This is a genomic window from Methylobacterium sp. 37f (assembly GCF_023093475.1).
Lineage (GTDB): Bacteria > Pseudomonadota > Alphaproteobacteria > Rhizobiales > Beijerinckiaceae > Methylobacterium.
The window spans coordinates 26,326-45,471 of sequence record NZ_JAGHKN010000001.1; the positions used below are offsets into that span (position 1 = coordinate 26,326).

General features: G+C 68.7%; 16 protein-coding genes and 1 tRNA gene. 6 read left to right on the forward strand and 11 right to left on the reverse strand.

Features of this window, described 5'->3' with window-relative positions; genetic code table 11:
• Positions 1-517: 517 nt before the first annotated feature.
• Positions 518-607 (reverse strand) — tRNA-Ser (locus tag J7U37_RS00115).
• 311 nt (positions 608-918) lie between these two features.
• On the opposite strand from J7U37_RS00115, the gene J7U37_RS00120 reads away from it, so the two are divergent.
• From J7U37_RS00120 to flhA, 3 genes are all read left to right on the forward strand, one after another.
• The gene (locus J7U37_RS00120) at positions 919-1,572 is read left to right on the forward strand and encodes an ABC transporter ATP-binding protein (protein WP_056190152.1); all 654 of its coding nucleotides are present in this window, start codon (positions 919-921) and stop codon (positions 1,570-1,572) included.
• A 101-nt stretch (positions 1,573-1,673) separates the two neighbouring features.
• Positions 1,674-2,918, forward strand: coding sequence for a hypothetical protein (locus J7U37_RS00125; RefSeq protein WP_056481800.1), 1,245 nt, complete (start codon positions 1,674-1,676; stop codon positions 2,916-2,918).
• A gap of 257 nt (positions 2,919-3,175) precedes the next feature.
• Positions 3,176-5,338: a flagellar biosynthesis protein FlhA gene (gene flhA / locus J7U37_RS00130; protein ID WP_056481797.1), complete on the forward strand. Its 2,163-nt coding sequence runs from the start codon at positions 3,176-3,178 to the stop codon at positions 5,336-5,338.
• A gap of 109 nt (positions 5,339-5,447) precedes the next feature.
• Here flhA and J7U37_RS00135 read toward each other — a convergent pair whose 3' ends face one another.
• The 3 genes from J7U37_RS00135 to fliI all read right to left on the reverse strand — a co-directional run bounded on the left by J7U37_RS00135 (position 5,448) and on the right by fliI (position 8,511).
• Positions 5,448-6,497 carry a lysylphosphatidylglycerol synthase domain-containing protein gene (locus J7U37_RS00135; protein WP_247634446.1) on the reverse strand — a complete coding sequence of 350 codons (1,050 nt, stop codon included), beginning with the start codon at positions 6,495-6,497 and terminating at the stop codon, positions 5,448-5,450.
• A 157-nt stretch (positions 6,498-6,654) separates the two neighbouring features.
• Positions 6,655-7,062, reverse strand: a complete 408-nt coding sequence (gene fliJ / locus J7U37_RS00140) for a flagellar export protein FliJ (protein ID WP_056190161.1) — start codon at positions 7,060-7,062, stop codon at positions 6,655-6,657.
• Between the two features lie 93 nt (positions 7,063-7,155).
• Complete coding sequence (gene fliI, locus J7U37_RS00145; protein ID WP_056481791.1) at positions 7,156-8,511, reverse strand: flagellar protein export ATPase FliI; 1,356 nt, start codon at positions 8,509-8,511, stop codon at positions 7,156-7,158.
• 424 nt (positions 8,512-8,935) lie between these two features.
• On the opposite strand from fliI, the gene J7U37_RS00150 reads away from it, so the two are divergent.
• Complete coding sequence (locus tag J7U37_RS00150) at positions 8,936-9,637, forward strand: response regulator transcription factor CtrA (RefSeq protein WP_019903129.1); 702 nt, start codon at positions 8,936-8,938, stop codon at positions 9,635-9,637.
• Between the two features lie 260 nt (positions 9,638-9,897).
• On the opposite strand, the gene J7U37_RS00155 is transcribed toward J7U37_RS00150, so the two are convergent.
• From J7U37_RS00155 to J7U37_RS00180, 6 genes are all read right to left on the reverse strand, one after another.
• Entirely contained in the window at positions 9,898-10,839 is a 942-nt protein-coding gene (locus J7U37_RS00155; protein ID WP_082503767.1) for a protein-glutamate O-methyltransferase CheR, read from the reverse strand.
• Positions 10,836-12,014: a chemotaxis response regulator protein-glutamate methylesterase gene (locus J7U37_RS00160; RefSeq protein ID WP_247634447.1), complete on the reverse strand. Its 1,179-nt coding sequence runs from the start codon at positions 12,012-12,014 to the stop codon at positions 10,836-10,838. Before J7U37_RS00160 ends, J7U37_RS00155 begins: the two co-directional genes overlap by 4 nt.
• 83 nt (positions 12,015-12,097) lie before the next feature.
• On the reverse strand, positions 12,098-12,481 hold the full coding sequence (locus J7U37_RS00165; RefSeq protein WP_056481788.1) for a response regulator: 384 nt from the start codon (positions 12,479-12,481) through the stop codon (positions 12,098-12,100).
• Between the two features lie 23 nt (positions 12,482-12,504).
• Entirely contained in the window at positions 12,505-12,990 is a 486-nt protein-coding gene (locus J7U37_RS00170; protein WP_056190412.1) for a chemotaxis protein CheW, read from the reverse strand.
• A 32-nt stretch (positions 12,991-13,022) separates the two neighbouring features.
• A complete protein-coding gene (locus J7U37_RS00175; RefSeq protein ID WP_247634448.1) occupies positions 13,023-15,755 on the reverse strand; it encodes a hybrid sensor histidine kinase/response regulator in 2,733 nt (910 codons plus the stop codon).
• Positions 15,756-15,926: 171 nt separating this feature from the next.
• The gene (locus tag J7U37_RS00180) at positions 15,927-16,664 is read right to left on the reverse strand and encodes a histidine phosphotransferase family protein (RefSeq protein ID WP_056190167.1); all 738 of its coding nucleotides are present in this window, start codon (positions 16,662-16,664) and stop codon (positions 15,927-15,929) included.
• Between the two features lie 142 nt (positions 16,665-16,806).
• On the opposite strand from J7U37_RS00180, the gene J7U37_RS00185 reads away from it, so the two are divergent.
• Positions 16,807-17,673: a 3'(2'),5'-bisphosphate nucleotidase CysQ gene (locus J7U37_RS00185; RefSeq protein WP_247634449.1), complete on the forward strand. Its 867-nt coding sequence runs from the start codon at positions 16,807-16,809 to the stop codon at positions 17,671-17,673.
• Between the two features lie 16 nt (positions 17,674-17,689).
• Here J7U37_RS00185 and J7U37_RS00190 read toward each other — a convergent pair whose 3' ends face one another.
• Entirely contained in the window at positions 17,690-18,169 is a 480-nt protein-coding gene (locus tag J7U37_RS00190; protein WP_247634450.1) for a hypothetical protein, read from the reverse strand.
• Positions 18,170-18,373: 204 nt separating this feature from the next.
• Here J7U37_RS00190 and J7U37_RS00195 point away from each other — a divergent pair, with 204 nt between their 5' ends.
• The gene (locus J7U37_RS00195; protein WP_056190172.1) at positions 18,374-18,994 is read left to right on the forward strand and encodes a DUF1134 domain-containing protein; all 621 of its coding nucleotides are present in this window, start codon (positions 18,374-18,376) and stop codon (positions 18,992-18,994) included.
• Positions 18,995-19,146 lie beyond the last annotated feature (152 nt).

A 19,146-nucleotide genomic window follows, 5' to 3' on the forward strand; every position in this document is an offset into this window, starting at 1 on the left:
TTGTGCCGCACCTACGTAGTATCGCCCCGGGATCGCATCGCAGAGTGCGGCTCAAATACGCCGGTGAAGCCTGCGAAGACGGGAAATCAACTTGTAAGTTCGCGCTCTGGTTGCGAGCTGGAGGCTTGTGGGGCGGGCATGACTGAGGCGGTGCGGTGCCGTTGCTGGCGACGAGTTCGCCGCGTTTTTGACAGCATCAGGCGGGTCGAGGCTGGTTGCGAGACCCGTCCGGCTGCGGCCGCCGCGCCTCGGGCCAGACGCATCGTGAAAGCCGGACGCCGCCACTGTCGGAGCCGCGCCGAGATACGGGGCGGGCGCCAGCGCTGTCCGGCCCTGGATGGGGGCTTCACGCTCGCCATGAGAGCGGTGAGAACCCGCAGGCGCACGGTCCGACGACCGCAGGGCGACAGCCGATTCAAGGCGCGCCGCACCCTCGGCGTCGCATCCCCGGGACACCACGACGCCACACGGGCTATCGCGTGCCGAAACCGTTTGCTGTCAGAGGGTTACGAGCATCTGGCGGAGGGAGCGGGATTCGAACCCGCGATACCGTTTCCGGTATACACACTTTCCAGGCGTGCGCCTTCAACCACTCGGCCACCCCTCCGGTCCCGGGCCTGCGTCTCACAGCCGCCGCTCGGGCGACCGGGCTTCGCAAGGGCGCCGGGAGGCGTCGTGTACAAGCCGCACCCGCGGCGTGCAAGCCTCTGAACGGCAAAGCTGCCGATTCTTCTCGGAATCGGGACCGAAGGATCTTGGAATTGGGACCTCGGAATTCCCTCGGACGAGCGCGGGGGGCGCTACCCGGTCGGGGTGCCCTTTCTCAGATTCGCCGCTTTTGTCGGCGATCCCGTCGCGGTGACGTGCTGTCCGCGCCCGCGATCGGGCCGGCCGCGCCGTCGGGAGCCCTCCTCAGCCGTGATCCGCTTCGACAACGTGACCAAGATCTACCGGACGGACGGGCACCGCCGCACGATCCTGGAGCGCGTCTCGTTCACCCTGAAACCGGGGGTCAGCTACGGCATCCTGGGCATCAACGGCGCCGGCAAGTCGACCTCCCTGCGGCTGCTCGCTGGAACCGAGATGCCGACGAAGGGGCGGGTCATCCGCAACCGGCGCGTGTCCTGGCCGCTGGGCTTCGCCGGCGGCTTCCACCCGCAGATGACGGGGCGCGACAACATCATCTTCGTGGCCCGGATCTACGGCGAGGATCCCCGCAAGGTCTTGGAATTCGTCGAGGATTTCTCCGAACTCGGCAGCTATCTCGACGTGCCGATCAAGACCTACTCGTCGGGCATGGGCTCCCGGCTCGCCTTCGGCATGAGCATGGCGATCCCGTTCGACTGCTACCTCATCGACGAGGTGACGGCGGTCGGCGACGCCCGTTTCCAGAAGCGCTGCGAGGAGGCCTTCGCGGCCCGGCGCGAGAATGCCGACGTGATCATGGTCTCGCACGGCATGGACACCCTGCGCACCTGGTGCCAGCAGGGGATCGTCATCATCAACGGGCGCGCGATCGTCTACGAGGACATCAACGACGCCATCGAAGTCTATCGCCGCCTGAACGCGTGAGCGCGCGTCCGGGCCGGTTCGGTCACGGTTTCGCCGCGGCGATAATGAATGGACACGGACGGGGCGGTGGCTTCGCCCACCCAGAGGGACGACCGGGGCGCATGAGCATCGAAATCCGCAACCCGCAGGGACAACCGCTCACCACGGCCGACCGGTCCAACGCGGTGGCCGAATCCCTCAAGCAGATCGCGCGCGTCTCCCGCTTCGCCGACCGTAAGAAGGGCATTCGCTCCTATCAGAGCCACGTCAAGACCGACGCCATCATCCCGGTGCTGTTCCTGGTCTGCTTCGTGATCCCGACCCTGGCCGCCATCGTCTATTACGGCCTCATCGCGTCCGATCGCTACGTCATCGAATCGCGCTTCGCCCTCCGGCCGGCTCTCGGCAATGTCGAGAAGGCCTCGCCCGATCAGGTCGGGACCAATTCGGGTTCCCCGAGCCACCAGATGGTGGCGCAGGACAGCCTGATCGCGATGAACTACATCGTCAGCCGTCCGATGATCGAGGCTATCGAGAAGCATCATTCGGTGCGCGCGATGTTCTCGCGGCCCGATATCGACTACTTATCCCGCTTCGACCCGGAAAAGCCGGTCGAGAAGCTGGTGAAGTACTGGAACGAGCGGGTCCACGCCAAGATCGAGGCCGGCTCCGGCATCATCAACCTGACGGTCACGGCCTTCGATCCGCAGGAAGCCTTCGATCTGTCGAACGCGATCCTGGCCGAGAGCGAGCGCATGGTGAACGCCCTGAGCAGCCGCGCCCGCGACGATGCCGTGGCGGAAAGCTCGCGCGAGCTGAAGCGGGCCGAGGAGCGGATGACCAAGATCCGGACCGAAGTGGCGGCCCTGCGCAACCGGGACGGCGTCCTCGACGCGCAGAAGACCAACGAGAGCAATCTCAAGGTCATCAGCGAACTCCGGACCACCCGCATCAACCTGGCCGTCCAGCTCATCCAGAGCCAGCGCGACCTCTCGCCGGAGACGCGCCGCATCCAGGACATGAAGGCCCAGCTCAAGGACCTCGACGACAACATCGCCCGGATCGAGCGCCAGTCGGCGAGCGAGGACCCGGAGCAGCGCCGGGTGCTGGCCGATGCCCTCACCCGGTTCGAGGCCTTCGACGCCGACCGCATGGAGGCCGAGAAGTACTTCGCCAAGGTGCTGGCCTCGAACGAGCGGGCGCGTATCGTCGCCGCCCGGCAGATCGAGTTCTTCAGCATGATCGTCCCGCCGGTGAAGCCGGAATCGGCGCAGCAGCCCCGTCGCGTTCTGATGATCTGCCTGATCGCAGCGGGCGCCGCCGCCCTGTTCGCGGGCGCCGTGGTCACGCGGAAGTACATGACCTGACAGGTACGGGCCTGAGACCCAGAGGCCGAGGCTTTCAGACGGGCCAGGCCTGCCTGCGCGCGTCGGGGAAGCACCTGCCCCCCGGTATCATCGAATCCGGGCGCGTCCGTCGCCGGTCTTTCTCGGCGTTCGAGGGCTTCCAGTCCCTCATAATCCCGGCCCAGGACGGTCGGTCTGGCCCGGTGTTAACGCTTCGCTAACCCTAAACCCGGCAAAACTTGCCTGGTCCCCGGATCGTTGGGGGCGTGAGGGTGACGATGAGCGAGACGGCCGCCACGCCGGGTCCGGCAGCGGGATTCGGGGGGAGCTTGGGGCATCTCGCGAGCTTCGCGATCCCCAACCGGGCGAACCTGACCGCGCTCTCGAAGCGCACCGATCTGTTCTTCGCCACCGCCGTGATGGGCATCCTCACGGTGCTCATCTTCCCCCTGCCGGCGTTCCTGCTCGACCTCCTGCTGGCGGTCTCGATCATCATCTCGGTGCTGATCATGATGACCGGGCTGTTCATCGACAATCCCCTCGAGTTCACGGTCTTCCCGACCCTGCTCCTGGTCGCGACCCTGCTGCGCCTCGCCCTCAACCTCGCCTCGACCCGGCTCATCCTCGGGCACGGCCACGAAGGCACGGCGGCGGCCGGCCACGTCATCGAGGCCTTCGGCAACTTCGTGATGGGGGGCAACTTCGTCATCGGGATCATCGTCTTCGCGATCCTGATCATCGTGAACTTCGTCGTCATCACCAAGGGTTCGGGCCGCATCGCCGAGGTGGCGGCCCGCTTCACCCTCGACGCGATGCCGGGCAAGCAGATGGCCATCGACGCCGACCTCTCGGCCGGGCTGATCGACGAGAAGGTGGCCAAGGCCCGGCGCGGCGCCCTCGAGGAGGAATCCTCGTTCTTCGGTGCCATGGACGGTGCGTCGAAGTTCGTCCGCGGCGACGCCATCGCGGCGCTGCTCATCACCTTCATCAACGTCATCGGCGGCATCATCATCGGCGTCGCCCAGCAGGGCATGCCGTTCCTGGGGGCGGCCAAGACCTACACCCTGCTCACCATCGGCGACGGGCTGGCCTCCCAGGTTCCGGCCCTCATCGTGTCGGCGGCGGCCGGCATCCTGGTGTCGAAGGCCGGCGTGAAGGGCTCGGCCGACAAGGCGCTCGGCAAGCAGCTCGCGAACTATCCGAAGGCGCTCGGCATGTCTTCGGGCGTCATGGTGCTGATCGCGCTCCTGCCCGGCATGCCGATGCTGCCGTTCCTCGGCCTGGCCGTCGCCTCCGGCTATGCCGCCTGGCACTTCGCCAAGGTCGCCCGCGAGGCGCCGCCCCTCGACGCAGACGGGGCGCCGATGGACGCCTCCGCCGTCGCCGCCGCCCAGGCCGCCAAGGAGGAGACCGTCACCGACCTCCTCAAGCTCGACGACCTCAAGCTGGAGATGGGCTACGCCCTGCTGGCACTGGTCAACGGCCCGGAAGGGCAGGACCGCCTCACCGACCAGATCAAGGCCCTGCGCCGGCAGCTCGCGGCCGAACTCGGCTTCGTGATGCCGTCGGTCCGCATCCTCGACAACGTCCAGCTCGATGCCAACGCCTACGTGATCCGCGTCAAGGAGATCGAGGCCGGAACGGGCCAGATCTTCCCCGGTCAGTTCATGGCGATGGACCCGATGGGTGGGCAGGTGCAGCTGCCCGGCCAGCACATGCTGGAGCCGACCTTCGGTCTGCCCGCCACCTGGATCGACGCCTCCCTGCGCGATCAGGCCCAGCTCAAGGGCTACACCGTGGTGGACGCCGCCACCGTGGTCTCGACCCATCTCACCGAGATCATCAAGGCCCACGTCTCCGAACTCCTGAACCACGTCGAAGTCCAGAAGCTGCTGCGCGAGGTCTCGAAGGAGCATGCCGACCTCCTCAAGGAGGTCATGCCGAGCCAGATCGGCACCACCGGCATCCAGCGCGTGTTGCAGTTCCTCCTGGCCGAGCGGGTCTCGATCCGCGATCTCGGGGCGATCATCGAGGGCATCGCCGAGGTGGCGGGGCACGTGAAGAACCCGCGCGACATCGTCGAGCACGTCCGCGCCCGGCTCGGGCGCCAGATCTGCGCCCAATACCAGGGGCCGGACGGCATGCTGCCGATCATCACCCTGTCGCCGGCCTGGGAGCAGGCCTTCCTCGACGCGATCGCGGGCGAGCGCGACGAGCGTTATCTCGCGATGCAGCCTTCCAAGCTTTCCGAATTCGTCAACACCGTGCGCGATCGCTTCGAGACCGCCGCTCGCATGGGCGAGATGCCGGTGCTGGTCACCTCGGTCCAGGCCCGGCCCTTCGTGCGCTCGATCATCGAGCGCTTCCGGCGCGAAACGCCGGTGATGAGCCAGGCCGAGATCCATCCGCGCGCCCGGCTGCGCACGGTGGGATCGGTGTGACCCTCCTCACCCGTCGGGACAGCGAAAAGGGCCTGCCGCCGGGTGCCCCGGTCGGGGCGCTCGGCGACAGGCCCCGGACAAGGCTGCGACGGGGGTGTTCGAAGCGGGATCAGACCGGCTTCTTCTCCATGCGGCGCTCGAGGGCGTTCGCATCGAGGCCCGGGGCGGTCAGGGGGGCGTCGGGCGCGGCGGAATCGTGCGGCTTGTCGCGCAGGGCCGAGGCGAGGCGGTTGCGCTCGTAGAGCAGCACCACGACGACCGAGATCAGGAAGGGCAGCCAGAAATAGAACAGGCGGAAGACCAGGAGCGCGGCGATCACCGAGGGCCGTGCGATGTCGGGCATCGCCACCACGAAGACCAACTCGAACACGCCGAGGCCGCCCGGCGCGTTGGAGACCAGGGCCGCCGAGAACGACGCCAGGAACACCGCCAGCACCACAAGGAAGCCGGGATTGCCGGCCTCGGGCAGCGCGAAGTAGATGATGCCGGCCGCACCCAGAAGCTCCAGCGGAGCGGCGATGAGCTGGCGCGCCATGATGCGGGGACGCGGATATTCGAGCTTGAACGTGCGGATGGTCAGCGGCTTCAGGTGCAGCAGCGAGCCGATCACGTACAGGGCGACGAAGGCGAGGAGGCCGGCGCCGAGGATGCGGGCGGTGGCGGGGTCGGTCAGGATCGCCGGCAGGTAGCCGTTCAGGCGGGTCAGGGTGTCGGGCAGGACCGTCAGCACGAAGCCGCCGAGCAGGATGGTGCCGAGGCCGAAGGTGAAGGAGCACAGGGCCACCAGCACCGCCACCTGGGCCGCCGACAGGCCCTTGGCGGTGTAGGCCCGGTAGCGCACCACCGCGCCGGAAAAGACCGAGGCGCCGATGTTGTGCGACAGCGCGTAGGTGGTGAACGAGCAGACCGAGACGAAGAACCAGCCGATGTGGCGCACGCCGAGATGCAGCAGGGCGATACGGTCGTACCAGGCCAGGGCCGCATAGGCGACCAGGGTCGAGAGGGCGGCGAGAAGGAAGCGATGCGTCGGGATCGCCGCGAAGCTGCCCTTGATCTCGGCCATCGAGATGCCGGCCAGTTCCTTGTAGAGCAGGTATCCCGAACAGATCACGGCGGCGAGGCCGATAATCGGCCAGATGAAATCGCTGATCTTCTTCATGGTGGTTCGGACACGCCCCTGGTTCGGGCCTTTCCCTGCACGACGATGCGGCGCATCGCAAGCGAGGTTCGGTCTGGCCCTGGCAGGACCGGCTCATCCCACGGGATCATGACGGTTTCGTGCCGGCTCGCGCCTGCGGCCGGCACGAAACCGGGGGTCAGGCGCGGATGCGCGAGAGGCCGATCCCGTCCATGGCGGCCTGATCGCGGGCGGCCTCGGCCGCGCGCTCGGCGGTCCGCTCGCGGTCGTCGAGGATCTCGATCTTCTTGAGGTCCTCGAAGGCCTCGCCGAGTTCGGCCTTGGCTTCGGCGAGCTGGCCCTCGAGGGCGGCTGCCGATTGGCGCATGTTGTCCCGGCGCGTGGCGGCGGCACGGGCATAGGTCGGGTAGGCGAAATGGGCGGGATCGGAGATGCCGGCGCGGCTCTCCTCGTGGGCCACTTCGCGGTCGAGCTCCAGCGCCATGCGGGTGAAGTCCGCCTTCATCATCTCGATCTGCGTCACGCGGCGACGCTTCTCGTCGACCTGGAAGCGTCGCAGCCGGATCAACGTGTCACGGGATTTCATGGACGGGTTCACTCCACGCAACGCTCGGCCTGCCGGCGCGCGGGGACTGCGCGACCGGACCCGGCTTCAGGATGATTACGTCGGGGTGACCCCTTACGGGGCACCGACAATCTCTGCCAGGCGACGGTAACCCTCGCCGATCGAAGTTGCTTCTTCCTTACCCTGACCCAGAAAAGCCTCCATTTCGGGCATGAGGGCGACCGCCTCGTCGACTTCCGGCGAGGCGCCCGCCCGGTAGGCCCCGAGCCGGATCAACTCCTCCATGTCGGCATAGGTCGAGAGCAGGCGCCGCGCCCGCCGCACCGTCGGCAGGTGCTCCGGGTCGCAGGCGCGCGGCATGGTGCGGGAGACGGAGCGCAGGACGTTGATCGCCGGATAGCGCCCGCGCTCGGCGATGCCGCGCTCCATCACGATGTGCCCGTCGAGGATGCCCCGCACGGCGTCGGCCACCGGTTCGTTGTGGTCGTCGCCCTCGACCAGAACGGTGAACAGGCCCGAGATCGCCCCCTCCCCCGTGCCGGGACCGGCCCGCTCGAGCAGGCGCGGCAACTCGCTGAACACCGTGGGGGTGTAGCCCTTGGCGGTGGGCGGTTCGCCGGCGGCGAGGCCGATGTCGCGCTGGGCCATGGCGAAGCGGGTGATCGAATCGATCATGCACAGCACCTGCGCGCCCTGATCGCGAAAATACTCGGCCATCGCCAGGGTGACGTAGGCGGCGTTGCGGCGCATCAGGGCCGGCTCGTCGGAGGTGGCGACCACCACGACCGACCGGGCCAGGCCCTCGGCGCCGAGATCGTCCTGAAGGAACTCCTGGACTTCGCGCCCGCGTTCGCCGACGAGGCCGATCACCGCCACGTCGGCGGCGGTGTAGCGGGCGAGCATCGACAGCAGCACCGACTTGCCGACGCCGGACCCGGCGAAGATGCCCATGCGCTGGCCGGCGCACATGGTCAGGAAGGTGTTGATGCAGCGGATGCCGAGATCGAGGGGCGGACCGACGCGGCGCCGGGCGTGGGCCGGGGGCGGATCGGCGCGCAGGGGATAGATCGCCGGGCCGGGCGGCAGCGGCCCCAGCCCGTCGATCGGGCGGCCGAGGGCATCGATGGTCCGTCCGAGCCAGGCCGAGGACGGCCGGACCGCGCCGGCGGCCTCGTCGCGCACCATGGCGGGGCAGCCGCGCCGGACGCCCTCGAGGGAGCCGAACGGCATCGCCAGCGCCCGGTCGCCCTGAAAGCCGATGATTTCGCAGGGGACGGCGCCGAGACCGTTCTCCACGGCGATGTCGAGGCGGCCGCCGAGGCGCATCGCCGCGACCGGACCCGCCACCTCGATGAGCAGGCCCCGAATCGCCACGACCCGTCCGTAGGTCTCCAGCACCTCGACGCCGTCGAGCGCACCGCGCGCTCCAGCCAGGCGCAAGCGTGCGGCGCTAGGGTCAGGCTGGGTCATCGGTGAATCTCTCAACCATTCATTTACCTCCCTCCTTAACACTGTGGGCATCGGGCTTGTAGCGGGCTGCCGGCCCTGAGCCGGAACCTAAAAAATTTCCTTCCGGACCACACGACGTTTCGGCGTCGTGGCGCCGGAGAGACAGCGCGAAACATGTCCTTGCGGACGAGGCACTTGAGGCGATTTGCAGAGGCTTCGCATCCGACCCGCGACCGGTCTTGTGAGAACAGACCGTCAACGGTTCGAGGCGCGGCCGGCACCTGGGGTGATTTGGGTGCTTGCGTCCGGGAATCAGGGTTTGTTAACGATTAACGAATAGCGTTTCACGTCATAGACGAGGGAGCGTCCGCCACGGGCCGGTGGTGGACGAACAGCGGGGGCTTGCCCGTACGCTGCAGACGGCCGGCTGGGCTGGGGACCGACGATGCGGGTACTTCTGATCGAGGACGACAGCGCAACCGCGCAGAGCATCGAGCTGATGCTCAAGTCCGAGAGCTTCAACACCTACACCACTGACCTGGGCGAGGAGGGGATCGACCTCGGCAAGCTGTATGATTACGACATCATCCTGCTCGACCTGAACCTCCCCGACATGTCGGGCTACGAGGTGCTGCGGAACCTCCGCGTCGCCAAGGTGAAGACCCCCATCCTGATCCTCTCCGGCATGGCCGGTATCGAGGACAAGGTGAAGGGCCTCGGCTTCGGCGCCGACGACTACCTGACGAAGCCGTTCCACAAGGACGAACTCGTCGCCCGCATCCACGCCATCGTGCGCCGCTCGAAGGGCCACGCCCAGTCGGTGATCACCACCGGCGACCTGATCGTGAACCTCGACCAGAAGACCGTCGAGGTCTCCGGGTCCCGCGTCCACCTCACCGGCAAGGAGTACCAGATGCTGGAACTCCTTTCGCTGCGTAAGGGTACGACGCTGACCAAGGAGATGTTCCTCAACCATCTCTACGGCGGCATGGACGAGCCCGAGCTGAAGATCATCGACGTGTTCATCTGCAAGCTTCGGAAGAAGCTGGCCAATGCCTCCTCGGGCAAGAACTACATCGAGACGGTGTGGGGCCGCGGCTACGTGCTGCGCGAGCCCAACGAGGGCGAAGAGCGCATCGCCGTCTGACGAACCCGAGCCAGACGGTGAAACGGCCCCGCGCGAGCGGGGCCTTTTTTGTGTCCGGACCTCAGCGTGTCTGGCGATCAAGGGGCTGTGGTTCCGGGTCGTGGTCGGTTCAGCCGTCGACAGGATCGCGGGGCCTGGCCCCATCGCGCGGATTCACGCTTGCCCGCAATCGTCCAACGTCCAAGCACCGCATCCGGCTCTGGTTCACGACGAACGAAGCGACGGCCCGGCGGGGCGTGGCTTTGGGCAACCGGGCTGTTCTAGAGCCCGACCACCCGGCGCAGGGGCGGCGCTGCGGCCGCGCCCGTCTGGGCGGCGGGTGGCAGGAGGCCGGGAGACCCGGCCGCAGGGGACAGGATGCCGCCGGCCGCCGGCCGGGCGGCGGGGGCGCGGCCGGCCTGGACGTAGAGGCCGCGGTGCTGGGCGTTCGGAACCAGCTTCTCCGTCAGTCCGATCACGGTCTCGGCCGCGCCGAGCAGCAGGGCTCCGTCCGGGGCCAGGCTGGTGCTCAGGCGGGCAAGGACGTCGCCCTTGGTCGGCGCATCGAAGTAGATCAGCACGTTGCGGCAATAGATGATGTCGAAGGTGCCGAGGCCGTCGAAGGGCTGCAGCAGGTTGAGCGGGCGGTAATCCACCATCTGCCGCAGGGACGCGGAGATGCGCCACTGCTCGCCGACCTGCTCGAAATGCTTGATCAGGGACTGAACCGGCAGACCGCGCTGCACCTCGAAGTGGCTGTAGAGACCGGCCTTCGCCTTCTCCAGCACTTCGGTGGAGAGGTCGGTGCCGATGATGTCGACGGTCCAGCCGGCGAGGCGCGGCGCCGCGTCCTGCAGCATCATCGCGAGGGAATAGGGTTCCTGGCCGGTGGAGGCCGCCGCGCACCAGATCCGCAGGCGGCGCTGGCTGGCGCGCCGGGCCATGGCCTCCGGCAGCAGGACGTCGCGGAACAGGTCGAAGGGCGTGCGGTCGCGGAAGAAGAACGTCTCGTTGGTGGTCATCGCCTCCACCACGGCACGCTCCAGGGCGACGTCGCGGCTGCTCTTGAGGGCCGACACCATCGCGCCCAGGGTGGCGATGTCGAACCGGCGGCAGACCGGGCCGAGGCGGCTCTCGACGAGGTAGCGCTTCTCGCCGCTGAGGGCGAGGCCGGAGCGGGTCTTGAGGTAGGCGCGCAGGAAATCGAATTCGACGTCGGTCATGCGCCCTGCCCCGTCAGAAGATTGCGCAAGGCCGGGCCGATCTCCGCCAGCGGCAGGATGGCCTGGGCCAGGCCCGCCTTGGCGATGCTGCCCGGCATACCCCAGACGGTGCTGGTCGCTTCGTCCTGGGCCAGCACCGCGGCGCCGGCCTCGGTCAGCGCGCGGGCGCCGCCGGTGCCGTCCGAGCCCATCCCGGTCAGCACCACCGCCAGGGCCGAGGCCCCGAAGATCGTGGCGGCATCCTGGAACAGGACGTCGACGGCCGGGCGGCAGAAATTCACCACCGGGCCGTCGTGCAGGCGGATCGTCACGTCCTGACGACTGCCGCCGAGGCCCATGTGCCGGCCACCGGGCGCCACGTAGATCCGTCCGGGCTGGAGGCGCTCGTCGGCCTTGCCCTCCGCCGCCGGCAGGCCGGTCCGGACGCCGAGATGCTCGGCGAACACCGCGGTGAAGACCGGCGGCATGTGCTGCACGATCAGGACGGGGAACTGGCGCAGGGTGGCGGTGCCGATTTTCTCCAGCACCTCGCCGACGGCGCGCGGGCCGCCGGTGGAGGCGCCGATGAGGAGGACGCGGGGCGCGATGCCGGTGCGGGCCTTCGGACGCAGGACCAGGGGCGACGTCGGCCGCAGGGCCGAGACCGGCGCGTGGGCGGGCATGCCGTGGGCGATTGGGATCGGCGCGCTGGAGGCGCCGCGCTTGCGAGCGCGGGCGGAGCCGAAGATGCGGACCCGCTCGATCAGGTCGGTGCGGAAGGCGTCCGAGGTGGTGACGCCGCGATTGCTCTCGGGCTTCGGGATGTAGTCGACGGCGCCGAGAGCGAGGCAGCGCAGCGAGATGTCGGCGTTGCGGGTCGTCAGGGTCGACATCATGATGACCTGGACGCCGGGGCTCTTGGCGAGCAGCAGCGGCAGGGCCTGGGTGCCGTCGAGTTCCGGCATGTCGATGTCGAGCAGGATCACGTCGGGGTCGTGGCGGGACATCGCCTCCAGGGCGATGCGGCCGTTGGCGGCCGTGGCGACGACCTCGTAGCCGGCCTCCCCGATCCAGCGGGCGACGAGCCCGCGCACCACTGCCGAATCGTCTGCGATCAGCACCCGGACGCGCTGCCCCGTCTGGGGTGGCGGGGCCGGATGGGTCGACGCGTAGGTCGGTGCGGTGGCGGCCATCATGGATTCACGGTTTGAGCGACGCAGAAGAGCGGTCTAGAGGGTAGAGGGCCGGCGCGGGGCGCGCGGCGCGGCCCGGGGCCGCGTCAGGCCGCGTCGGCCTCGACGGCGAACCCGACCTGGGCCAGCTTCGCCGTGACGATGTCGCGGTCGAACGGCTTCATGATGTACTCGTCGGCCCCGGCATGGAGCGCGCGCGCGATGGCGCCGACGTCGTTCTCGGTGGTGCAGAACAGGACCTTCGGCTTCTCGCCGCCGGGGGATTTCCGCAGCGCCCGCAGGAAATCATAGCCGTCCATGGTCGGCATGTTCCAGTCGAGCAGGATCGCGTCCGGCATCGTCTCGGTGCAGGCGGTGAGCGCCTTCTCGCCGTCCTCGGCTTCCCCGACCTGGAAGTTCATGGTCTCGAAGATGCGGCGCGCGACCTTCCGGATGACGGCGGAGTCGTCGACGATGAGGCAGGTTTTCATCGGTTCAGTCTCCCGTTGCGCGCTCACGCTGCACCGGCGGTGCGGGCGGTCGTTCCGAAAGCCAGGAGGGCGTCGACGTCGAGGATGACGAGGAGGCGGCCGTCGAGGCGGTGCACGCCCAGGGTCAGGTCGCGCCAGCGGGCATCGAGGTTGATCGGGACCGGCTCGTGCGTCTCGGCTCCGAGCTTCAGCACCTCGCCGACCCCGTCCACGATGAGCGCGAAGGTCTCGCCGCCCTGTTCCAGGCCGATGGCCATCTGGGCCGCGTCGCCGGTCCGGGCCGGCATGCTGAGGCGCCGGCGCAGGCACAGGGCGGTGACCACGCGGCCGCGAAGGTTGAGCAATCCGACGATCTCGGGCGGCGACAGCGGCACCGGCGTGACACCGGCCGGGATGAAGACGTCGTGGACCCGGTCGATGGCGAGACCGAACATCGTCTCGCCGACGAAGACGGTGACGAAATCACGGGTGCCGCCGGCATCCGCGGCATTGGTGTTGGCAGCCTGCATCATGGGCGTGAACTCCGAAGGGGGCTGTGCGATCAGGCGGCGGCGGCGACGGCGGCGAGGCTGGGCGCGTCCAGCTCCGCCAGCGCCGAGATCAGCCCGCTGCGGTCGAACTTCGCCACCAGATCGGCGATGCCGAGCGTGCGTGCCCGTTCGATGGCTTCGGCCCCGATGGTGCCGGACAGGCCGATCACCGGAAGGCTGGCCACCCGACCCTCGACCTTGCGCATGGCGCCGACGAGATCGAAGCCGCTGCGGCCCGGCATCTCGAGATCGCACACCACCACGTCGACGCGGCCGTTCGACAGCAGGGTCGCCACCGCTTCGTCGGCGCTGGCGGCGGTGATGACGCTGTAGCCGGCGGCCTTGAGCACCGGGCTCAGCATGTCGCGGAAGAAGGCGGAATCGTCGACGAGGAGGAGGGTCGAGCTGTGCTTGACCGGCTTCTTCGGGCCGCGCGCCCAGTCGTCGTAGGCGAGCGGCAGGAAGTGGGCGATGTTGATGATCTCCGTGGCGCGGCCGCGCAGAACGGCGGAGCCGATCAGGTCCGAGCGCTCGGCGGCGATCTCGACGTCGAGGCGTTCCTCGACGATGTCGACGATCTCGTCGACCACGAGGCCCATGGCCCGCTCGCCGTCGGAGAACACCACCAGGGCCTGGGTGCCGGAGCTGCGGATCTCGATCGACGGATCGGCCGGCACCAGCGGCATCAGGCGACCGCGATACTGGATCAGCGGGCGTCCGCCGACCCATTCCACCTTGGCCGACTCGATCTCTTCGAGACGGGTCACCAGTGAGAGCGGAACCGCCTTGAAGCTGCCGGCGCCGCCCTTAAAGACGAGCAGCGTGGACTTGGCATCGGCGGCTTCGATCTCCTCGACCTCGGCCTCGACCGGGATCGCGCCGGACTGCGAGCCCTGGCTGACCTGCTGGGCGATGCCGTTCGGATCGACGATGAGCACGACGGCGCCGTCGCCCAGGATGGTGTTGCCGGCGAAGAGCGGCAGGTGGCGCAGCTTCGAGGACATCGGCTTCACGACGATCTCTTCCGTGTGGAAGACCTCGTCGACCAGGATGCCGAAGCGCTGGCGGCCGACCTGGGCCACCACCACGAAGCCGGAATCGACGGCGTCGGCGGCCTGATCCTGGCCGAGCACGCCCGTCAGGGTGACGATCGGCAGCAGGCGCTCGCGCAGGCGCAGAACCGGCGAACCGTTGATGCGCTCGACCTTCTGCGCGGTCGCCTTGTCGACCCGCACCAGCTCCAGCACCGCCACCTGAGGCACCGCGAAGCGCTGCTCGCCGGCCTTCACGATGAGGGCGGCGATGATCGCGAGGGTGAGCGGGATCTTGATGGTGAAGGTGGTGCCGCGGCCGAGCTGGGTGTTGATGTCGATGACACCGCCGATCAGCTCGATGTTGGTCTTGACGACGTCCATGCCGACGCCGCGGCCCGAGACCGAGGTGATGGCGGCGGCGGTGGAGAAGCCCGGGTGGAAGATGAACTTCGCCACCTGGGCATCGGTCATGCGCTCGACCTCGGCCTGGCTCGCGACCTTGCGCTCGACGGCCTTGCGGCGGATGGCGGCGAGGTCGAGACCCTTGCCGTCGTCGGCGATCTCGATCGTGATGGTGCCGCCCTCATGGTAGGCGGAGAGGCGGATCGTGCCGCGCATCGGCTTGCCGGCGGCCTTGCGGTCGGCCGAGGACTCGATGCCGTGATCGGCCGAGTTGCGCACCATGTGGGTGAGCGGGTCCTTGATCACCTCCAGGACCTGACGGTCCAGTTCGGTTTCGGCGCCGCTCATGACGAGCTCGATCTGCTTGCCGAGTTCGGACGACAGGTCGCGGACCACGCGCGGCAGCTTCTGCCAGGCATTGCCGATCGGCTGCATGCGCGTCTTCATGACGCCCTCCTGCAACTCGGCCGTCACGTGGCTGAGGCGCTGGAGCGGCACCTTGTAGGTGGAATCGTCGTGCCGGCGGGCGATCTCGAGGAGCTGATTGCGGGTCAGCACCAGCTCCGACACCATTGTCATGAGGTGTTCGAGGGTGTCGACATTGACCCGGATGGTCTGGACCTTGGCGATCGCGCCCTCGCCGTCCGAGGCGGCGGGCGCATCGGCGGATTTCGCGGGTGCCTCGGTCACCGGGGCTTCGGCGGCCCGGACCGGCATCGGGGCGGGCGCCTCGGGCTCCGGTGCCAGAGCGACGGGCTGAGGCGCGACGGGCTCGGGTGCGGCCGCCACGGGGGCGTCGAACGGATCGGGACCCTCGGCCTCCATGAAGGCGCGCTCGAGATCCTCCAGGGTGACTTCGCCGGGCTTCAGTTCGCGGATGACGGGGTCGGGCAGCTTGATCTCGGGGGCGGGCGCGGGAGCGGCCGGCGCGATCGGTGCCGAGGCCATCACCTCGAGGGCGCCGATGAGGTCGTCGTCGCTGCCGGTCGGCTCGGTGCCGGTGGCTTCGAGATCGCCGAGAATCGCCTTCAGGCGGTCCAGGGTGACGAGGATGAGGCTGACCGCGGGACCGGTGACCGGCATGCCGTCGCGGAACTGGCCCATCAGGGTCTCGGCGGCATGGGCCAGCGCTTCGAGGCGCGGCAGGCCGAGGAACCCGCAGGTGCCCTTGATGGTATGGACGAGGCGGAAGATATTCCGCAGGATCGTCTGGTTGTTCGGATCCTGCTCGAACCGGACGAGTTCGGCATCGACCGTATCGAGATGCTCGGCGCTCTCGGTCAGGAACTCACGCAACAAGTCGTCCATGAGGGGTACTCAGTCCATACGCGCACTACAGTCTGTGCAGGACGGAGCTTGGACCCGAACCAGTTAGGGAAGGGTTTCACCGCATGGATCAAAGTGGGAGACCGCAATAATATTTGTCGATCTCCCGCCTATCCGCCTTGGGGCAGGCTTTTTCCGGGGTCTTGCCCGGCCTCAGGCGAGGGCCGTCTCGGGCGGCTCGGAATCCGAAGGACGGTCGTCCTCGATCGCCTTCGGGGCCGGGGCATGGGCGTCGGGGGCCGGCGCGACGGATTTCGGCGTCGCTTCGATCGTCACCGTGTCGCCCTCGATCGAGAAGCGCACATCCATGTTGGCCGCGCGGGAGACGAGGCCGGCATAGAACGGCAGGATGCCGTGGGCGTCGACGGTGCCGCCCTCCGGGGTTCCGGCGATCATCGCCTCGACATGAGCAGGGATGCGGGCATGCGAGCCCTTGCTCTTGAGGACGAGGGTCGGCGCCTCGCCGTCGCCCCGCACCACCACGTCGATGAGGCCGCCGCGCGGGATCGCGCTCTGGGCGATCATCACGAGGTTGAGGAGCAGCTTGACCTTGTTCTTCGGATAGAGCGCCTGCGGCGCGCTCCAGGCGAGCTGCGTCTTGTCGTCGACGAACATGCCGCGCGACACCTTCTCGGCGTCGGCGAGATCGATCGAGGCTCCGGCCGAGCCGGCCGCGCCGAAGGCGATGCGGGCGAATTGCAGCCGGGCCGAGGCCTGGCGCGCGCTCTTAGCGATCAGCTCCAGGGCGAATTCGCGCATGGAGGTGTCGCTCTCGTCCTCCAGAACCTCCAGGCCGTTCACGATGGCGCCCACCGGGCTGATCACATCGTGGCAGACGCGCGAGCACAGCAGGGCGGACAGGTCGAGGGCGTCGAGATCGAGGGGGGTCATGGTGCGCTCCGCGCAGGCGTTTCGGGGCCGCGTCCGGTCGTGAACGGCACCGATAGACGGCGCCGATTGCTTTGAAAAGCGTCTCGGCCCGTCGCGATCCGGGTCGACAAGGGTCTGTGGCACGGGCATCATAGGCAGTATTATGTCGATTGATGCTCCGACGCGCGACCGTATTGCCGCCACCCTGATGGAAATTGCCTGCCGGGCAGGCGAAATCCTGAAGCGGCATCACGGCGGCGATTGTCCGCACGTGGTCAAGCTCGACGGATCGCCGTCGAGCCAGGCGGATGCGGAATCCGAGGCCTTCATCCTCGCCGAACTCGCCCGCCACTGGCCGGGCATCCCGGTGATCGCCGAGGAATCGACCTACGATCACCCGCCCGCGCCGCTGTTCTTCCTGGTCGATCCCCTCGATGGTACCCGCGACTTTCTCGCCGGCAACGCCGAGTACAGCGTCAATATCGGGCTGGTCGCCGGCAATCGGCCGATCGCCGCCGCCCTCGCGGCTCCCGGGCTCGCCCGGGTCTGGGGCGCGGGCGCGCAGGCCTTCGAGGCCGAGATCCGTGACGGACGCCTCGGCGAGCGGCTGCCCATCGGGGTCCGACCGATGCCGGACAAGGGCCTCGTCGCCCTGCGCAGCAACCGCCACGGCGATGTCGAGACCGAAGCCTGCCTGGGGGCTCTCAGGGTGAGTGCCACCCGCTCGGCCGCCTCCGCCCTGAAATTCTGCCTGATCGCCTCCGGCGAGGCCGACATCTACGTGCGCTGCGGCCCGACCATGGAATGGGATACGGCGGCCGGGGACCACATCCTCACGGTCGCGGGCGGCTGCGTCGTCGCTCCGGCCGGACGGCCGATGACCTACGGCCATTACACCCGCAACTACCGCAACGGTCCGTTCGCGGCCCTGGGCGACGCCCGATACGCCGAAAACCTCGTCCTGCCCGAGCGCAGTCCGGCCGGGCGCCCTTCGGAGCGGCGCTCCGCCCAGGGCGAGAGCCGGGTCTGAGCCCGCGTCCCGGCGCTCAGTCCGACAGGTTCCGGTCGCGCTGATCCTGCAGGGTCGGCCAGCGAGCCTCGGCCCGGGGGGCGAGGCTCGGATCGGCCATCGCCTGCGCCCGGTGCGCTTCGTTGCGGAACAGGTAGAGCCGATCGCCGCCGTCCGGACCCGACAGTCGCGCGAAGATCAGCGGGTCCGTGTCGACGAGGCGCCCGTCCAGGATGCCGACCGCATCGAAGCCGCCGAGGCGGGGTGCGTAGGCGATCGGATCGCGGCGGAAGGCTTCCAGGTTTCCGGCGCGCGCGAAGCGCCAGGTCCGGCCATGCCAGGCCCATTCGTAAGCCGGGCGCCCCGCCTCGGGTCCGTCGAGGAAGTAGCTGACCGCATCGAAGCCGTTCAGGGCGATCGGGCCGGCCGGCAGGTCGACCAGGCTGGCGGCCCGGGCGATGATCGGGTGTCCGACGCCGGCGGCGGCGAGGAGCCAGTGACGGCGTGTTAACCACATGTTGCTTTGTTTCGCATCATGGTCGCCAAAATCGGTTGCCGGAACCGGTCGGCAGATCCGGTTGCGGCCTTCGCCGGGGATCGGAACGCACCGACACGGGGTGACGTCCGCCCCCAGGGTTGTCCCGCGATGGATAGCGCGGCCTCGGTTAGCAAGACGATACCGCCTCGCATCGGCGGCAGGGATAAGCAGGAGGGACGAGGCATGACGTCGAACCATCGGGCCGCCCGTGCCCTCTCAGCGCCCCGACCCGCGACGCGGCGCGGTTTCGTCGGCGGCCTCGCGGGCGCGCTGCTCCTCGGTGTGTCGCCGCGTGCGCTCGCCGCCGTCGAAGGCGGGCCGGGCACGTTCCGTCCGGAGGAACTGGTCGATAACGGCCACCGCTTCTTCGGCTCGATGTCGCGGGGTCTGGCCAAACTCGTCGAGGAGGCGACCCGCCGCTGGGGCGAGCCGAATGGCTACATCCTGGGCCAGGAGGCGTCCGGCGCCATCGTGGGCGGCGTCCGCTACGGCGAGGGCACGCTCTACACCCGCAATGCCGGACAGCGCCGCATCTACTGGCAGGGGCCGTCGATCGGCTTCGATGTCGGCGGTGACGGCGACCGCACCATGATGCTGGTCTACAACCTTCCGGCCGTCTCGGGCCTGTATCGCCGCTTCGGCGGCGTCGACGGGTCGGCCTACCTCGTCGGCGGCTTCGGTATGACTGCGGTCACGGCCGACAACATCGTGGTCGTGCCGATCCGGACCGGTGTCGGCGCCCGCCTCGGCATCAATATCGGCTACCTGAAATTCACCAGCAAACCGACCTGGAACCCGTTCTGACCCGGACGCCCGGCGCTGCGGCAGCAGGTCGCAGCCGGCCAGGTGCCGAACCGTCCCGAGCGGCCCGGGCGGCGGCGCATAGGGGGGGCGTCTTCGTGGTTTGCGCCGAAGTCCTGCCGTCGGTCACCGATGCCGCCTCGGCTTTCTGAGAG

What these genes read in the sequence shown, in the direction of transcription:
- J7U37_RS00125 (WP_056481800.1), top strand. Translation starts at nt 1,674, where the DNA reads ATGAGCATCGAAATCCGCAACCCGCAGGGACAACCGCTCACCACGGCC.
- flhA (WP_056481797.1), top strand. Translation starts at nt 3,176, where the DNA reads ATGAGCGAGACGGCCGCCACGCCGGGTCCGGCAGCGGGATTCGGGGGG.
- J7U37_RS00135 (WP_247634446.1), bottom strand. Translation starts at nt 6,497, where the DNA reads ATGAAGAAGATCAGCGATTTCATCTGGCCGATTATCGGCCTCGCCGCC.
- fliJ (WP_056190161.1), bottom strand. Translation starts at nt 7,062, where the DNA reads ATGAAATCCCGTGACACGTTGATCCGGCTGCGACGCTTCCAGGTCGAC.
- fliI (WP_056481791.1), bottom strand. Translation starts at nt 8,511, where the DNA reads ATGACCCAGCCTGACCCTAGCGCCGCACGCTTGCGCCTGGCTGGAGCG.
- J7U37_RS00150 (WP_019903129.1), top strand. Translation starts at nt 8,936, where the DNA reads ATGCGGGTACTTCTGATCGAGGACGACAGCGCAACCGCGCAGAGCATC.
- J7U37_RS00155 (WP_082503767.1), bottom strand. Translation starts at nt 10,839, where the DNA reads ATGACCGACGTCGAATTCGATTTCCTGCGCGCCTACCTCAAGACCCGC.
- J7U37_RS00160 (WP_247634447.1), bottom strand. Translation starts at nt 12,014, where the DNA reads ATGATGGCCGCCACCGCACCGACCTACGCGTCGACCCATCCGGCCCCG.
- J7U37_RS00165 (WP_056481788.1), bottom strand. Translation starts at nt 12,481, where the DNA reads ATGAAAACCTGCCTCATCGTCGACGACTCCGCCGTCATCCGGAAGGTC.
- J7U37_RS00170 (WP_056190412.1), bottom strand. Translation starts at nt 12,990, where the DNA reads ATGCAGGCTGCCAACACCAATGCCGCGGATGCCGGCGGCACCCGTGAT.
- J7U37_RS00175 (WP_247634448.1), bottom strand. Translation starts at nt 15,755, where the DNA reads ATGGACGACTTGTTGCGTGAGTTCCTGACCGAGAGCGCCGAGCATCTC.
- J7U37_RS00180 (WP_056190167.1), bottom strand. Translation starts at nt 16,664, where the DNA reads ATGACCCCCCTCGATCTCGACGCCCTCGACCTGTCCGCCCTGCTGTGC.
- J7U37_RS00185 (WP_247634449.1), top strand. Translation starts at nt 16,807, where the DNA reads ATGTCGATTGATGCTCCGACGCGCGACCGTATTGCCGCCACCCTGATG.
- J7U37_RS00190 (WP_247634450.1), bottom strand. Translation starts at nt 18,169, where the DNA reads ATGTGGTTAACACGCCGTCACTGGCTCCTCGCCGCCGCCGGCGTCGGA.
- J7U37_RS00195 (WP_056190172.1), top strand. Translation starts at nt 18,374, where the DNA reads ATGACGTCGAACCATCGGGCCGCCCGTGCCCTCTCAGCGCCCCGACCC.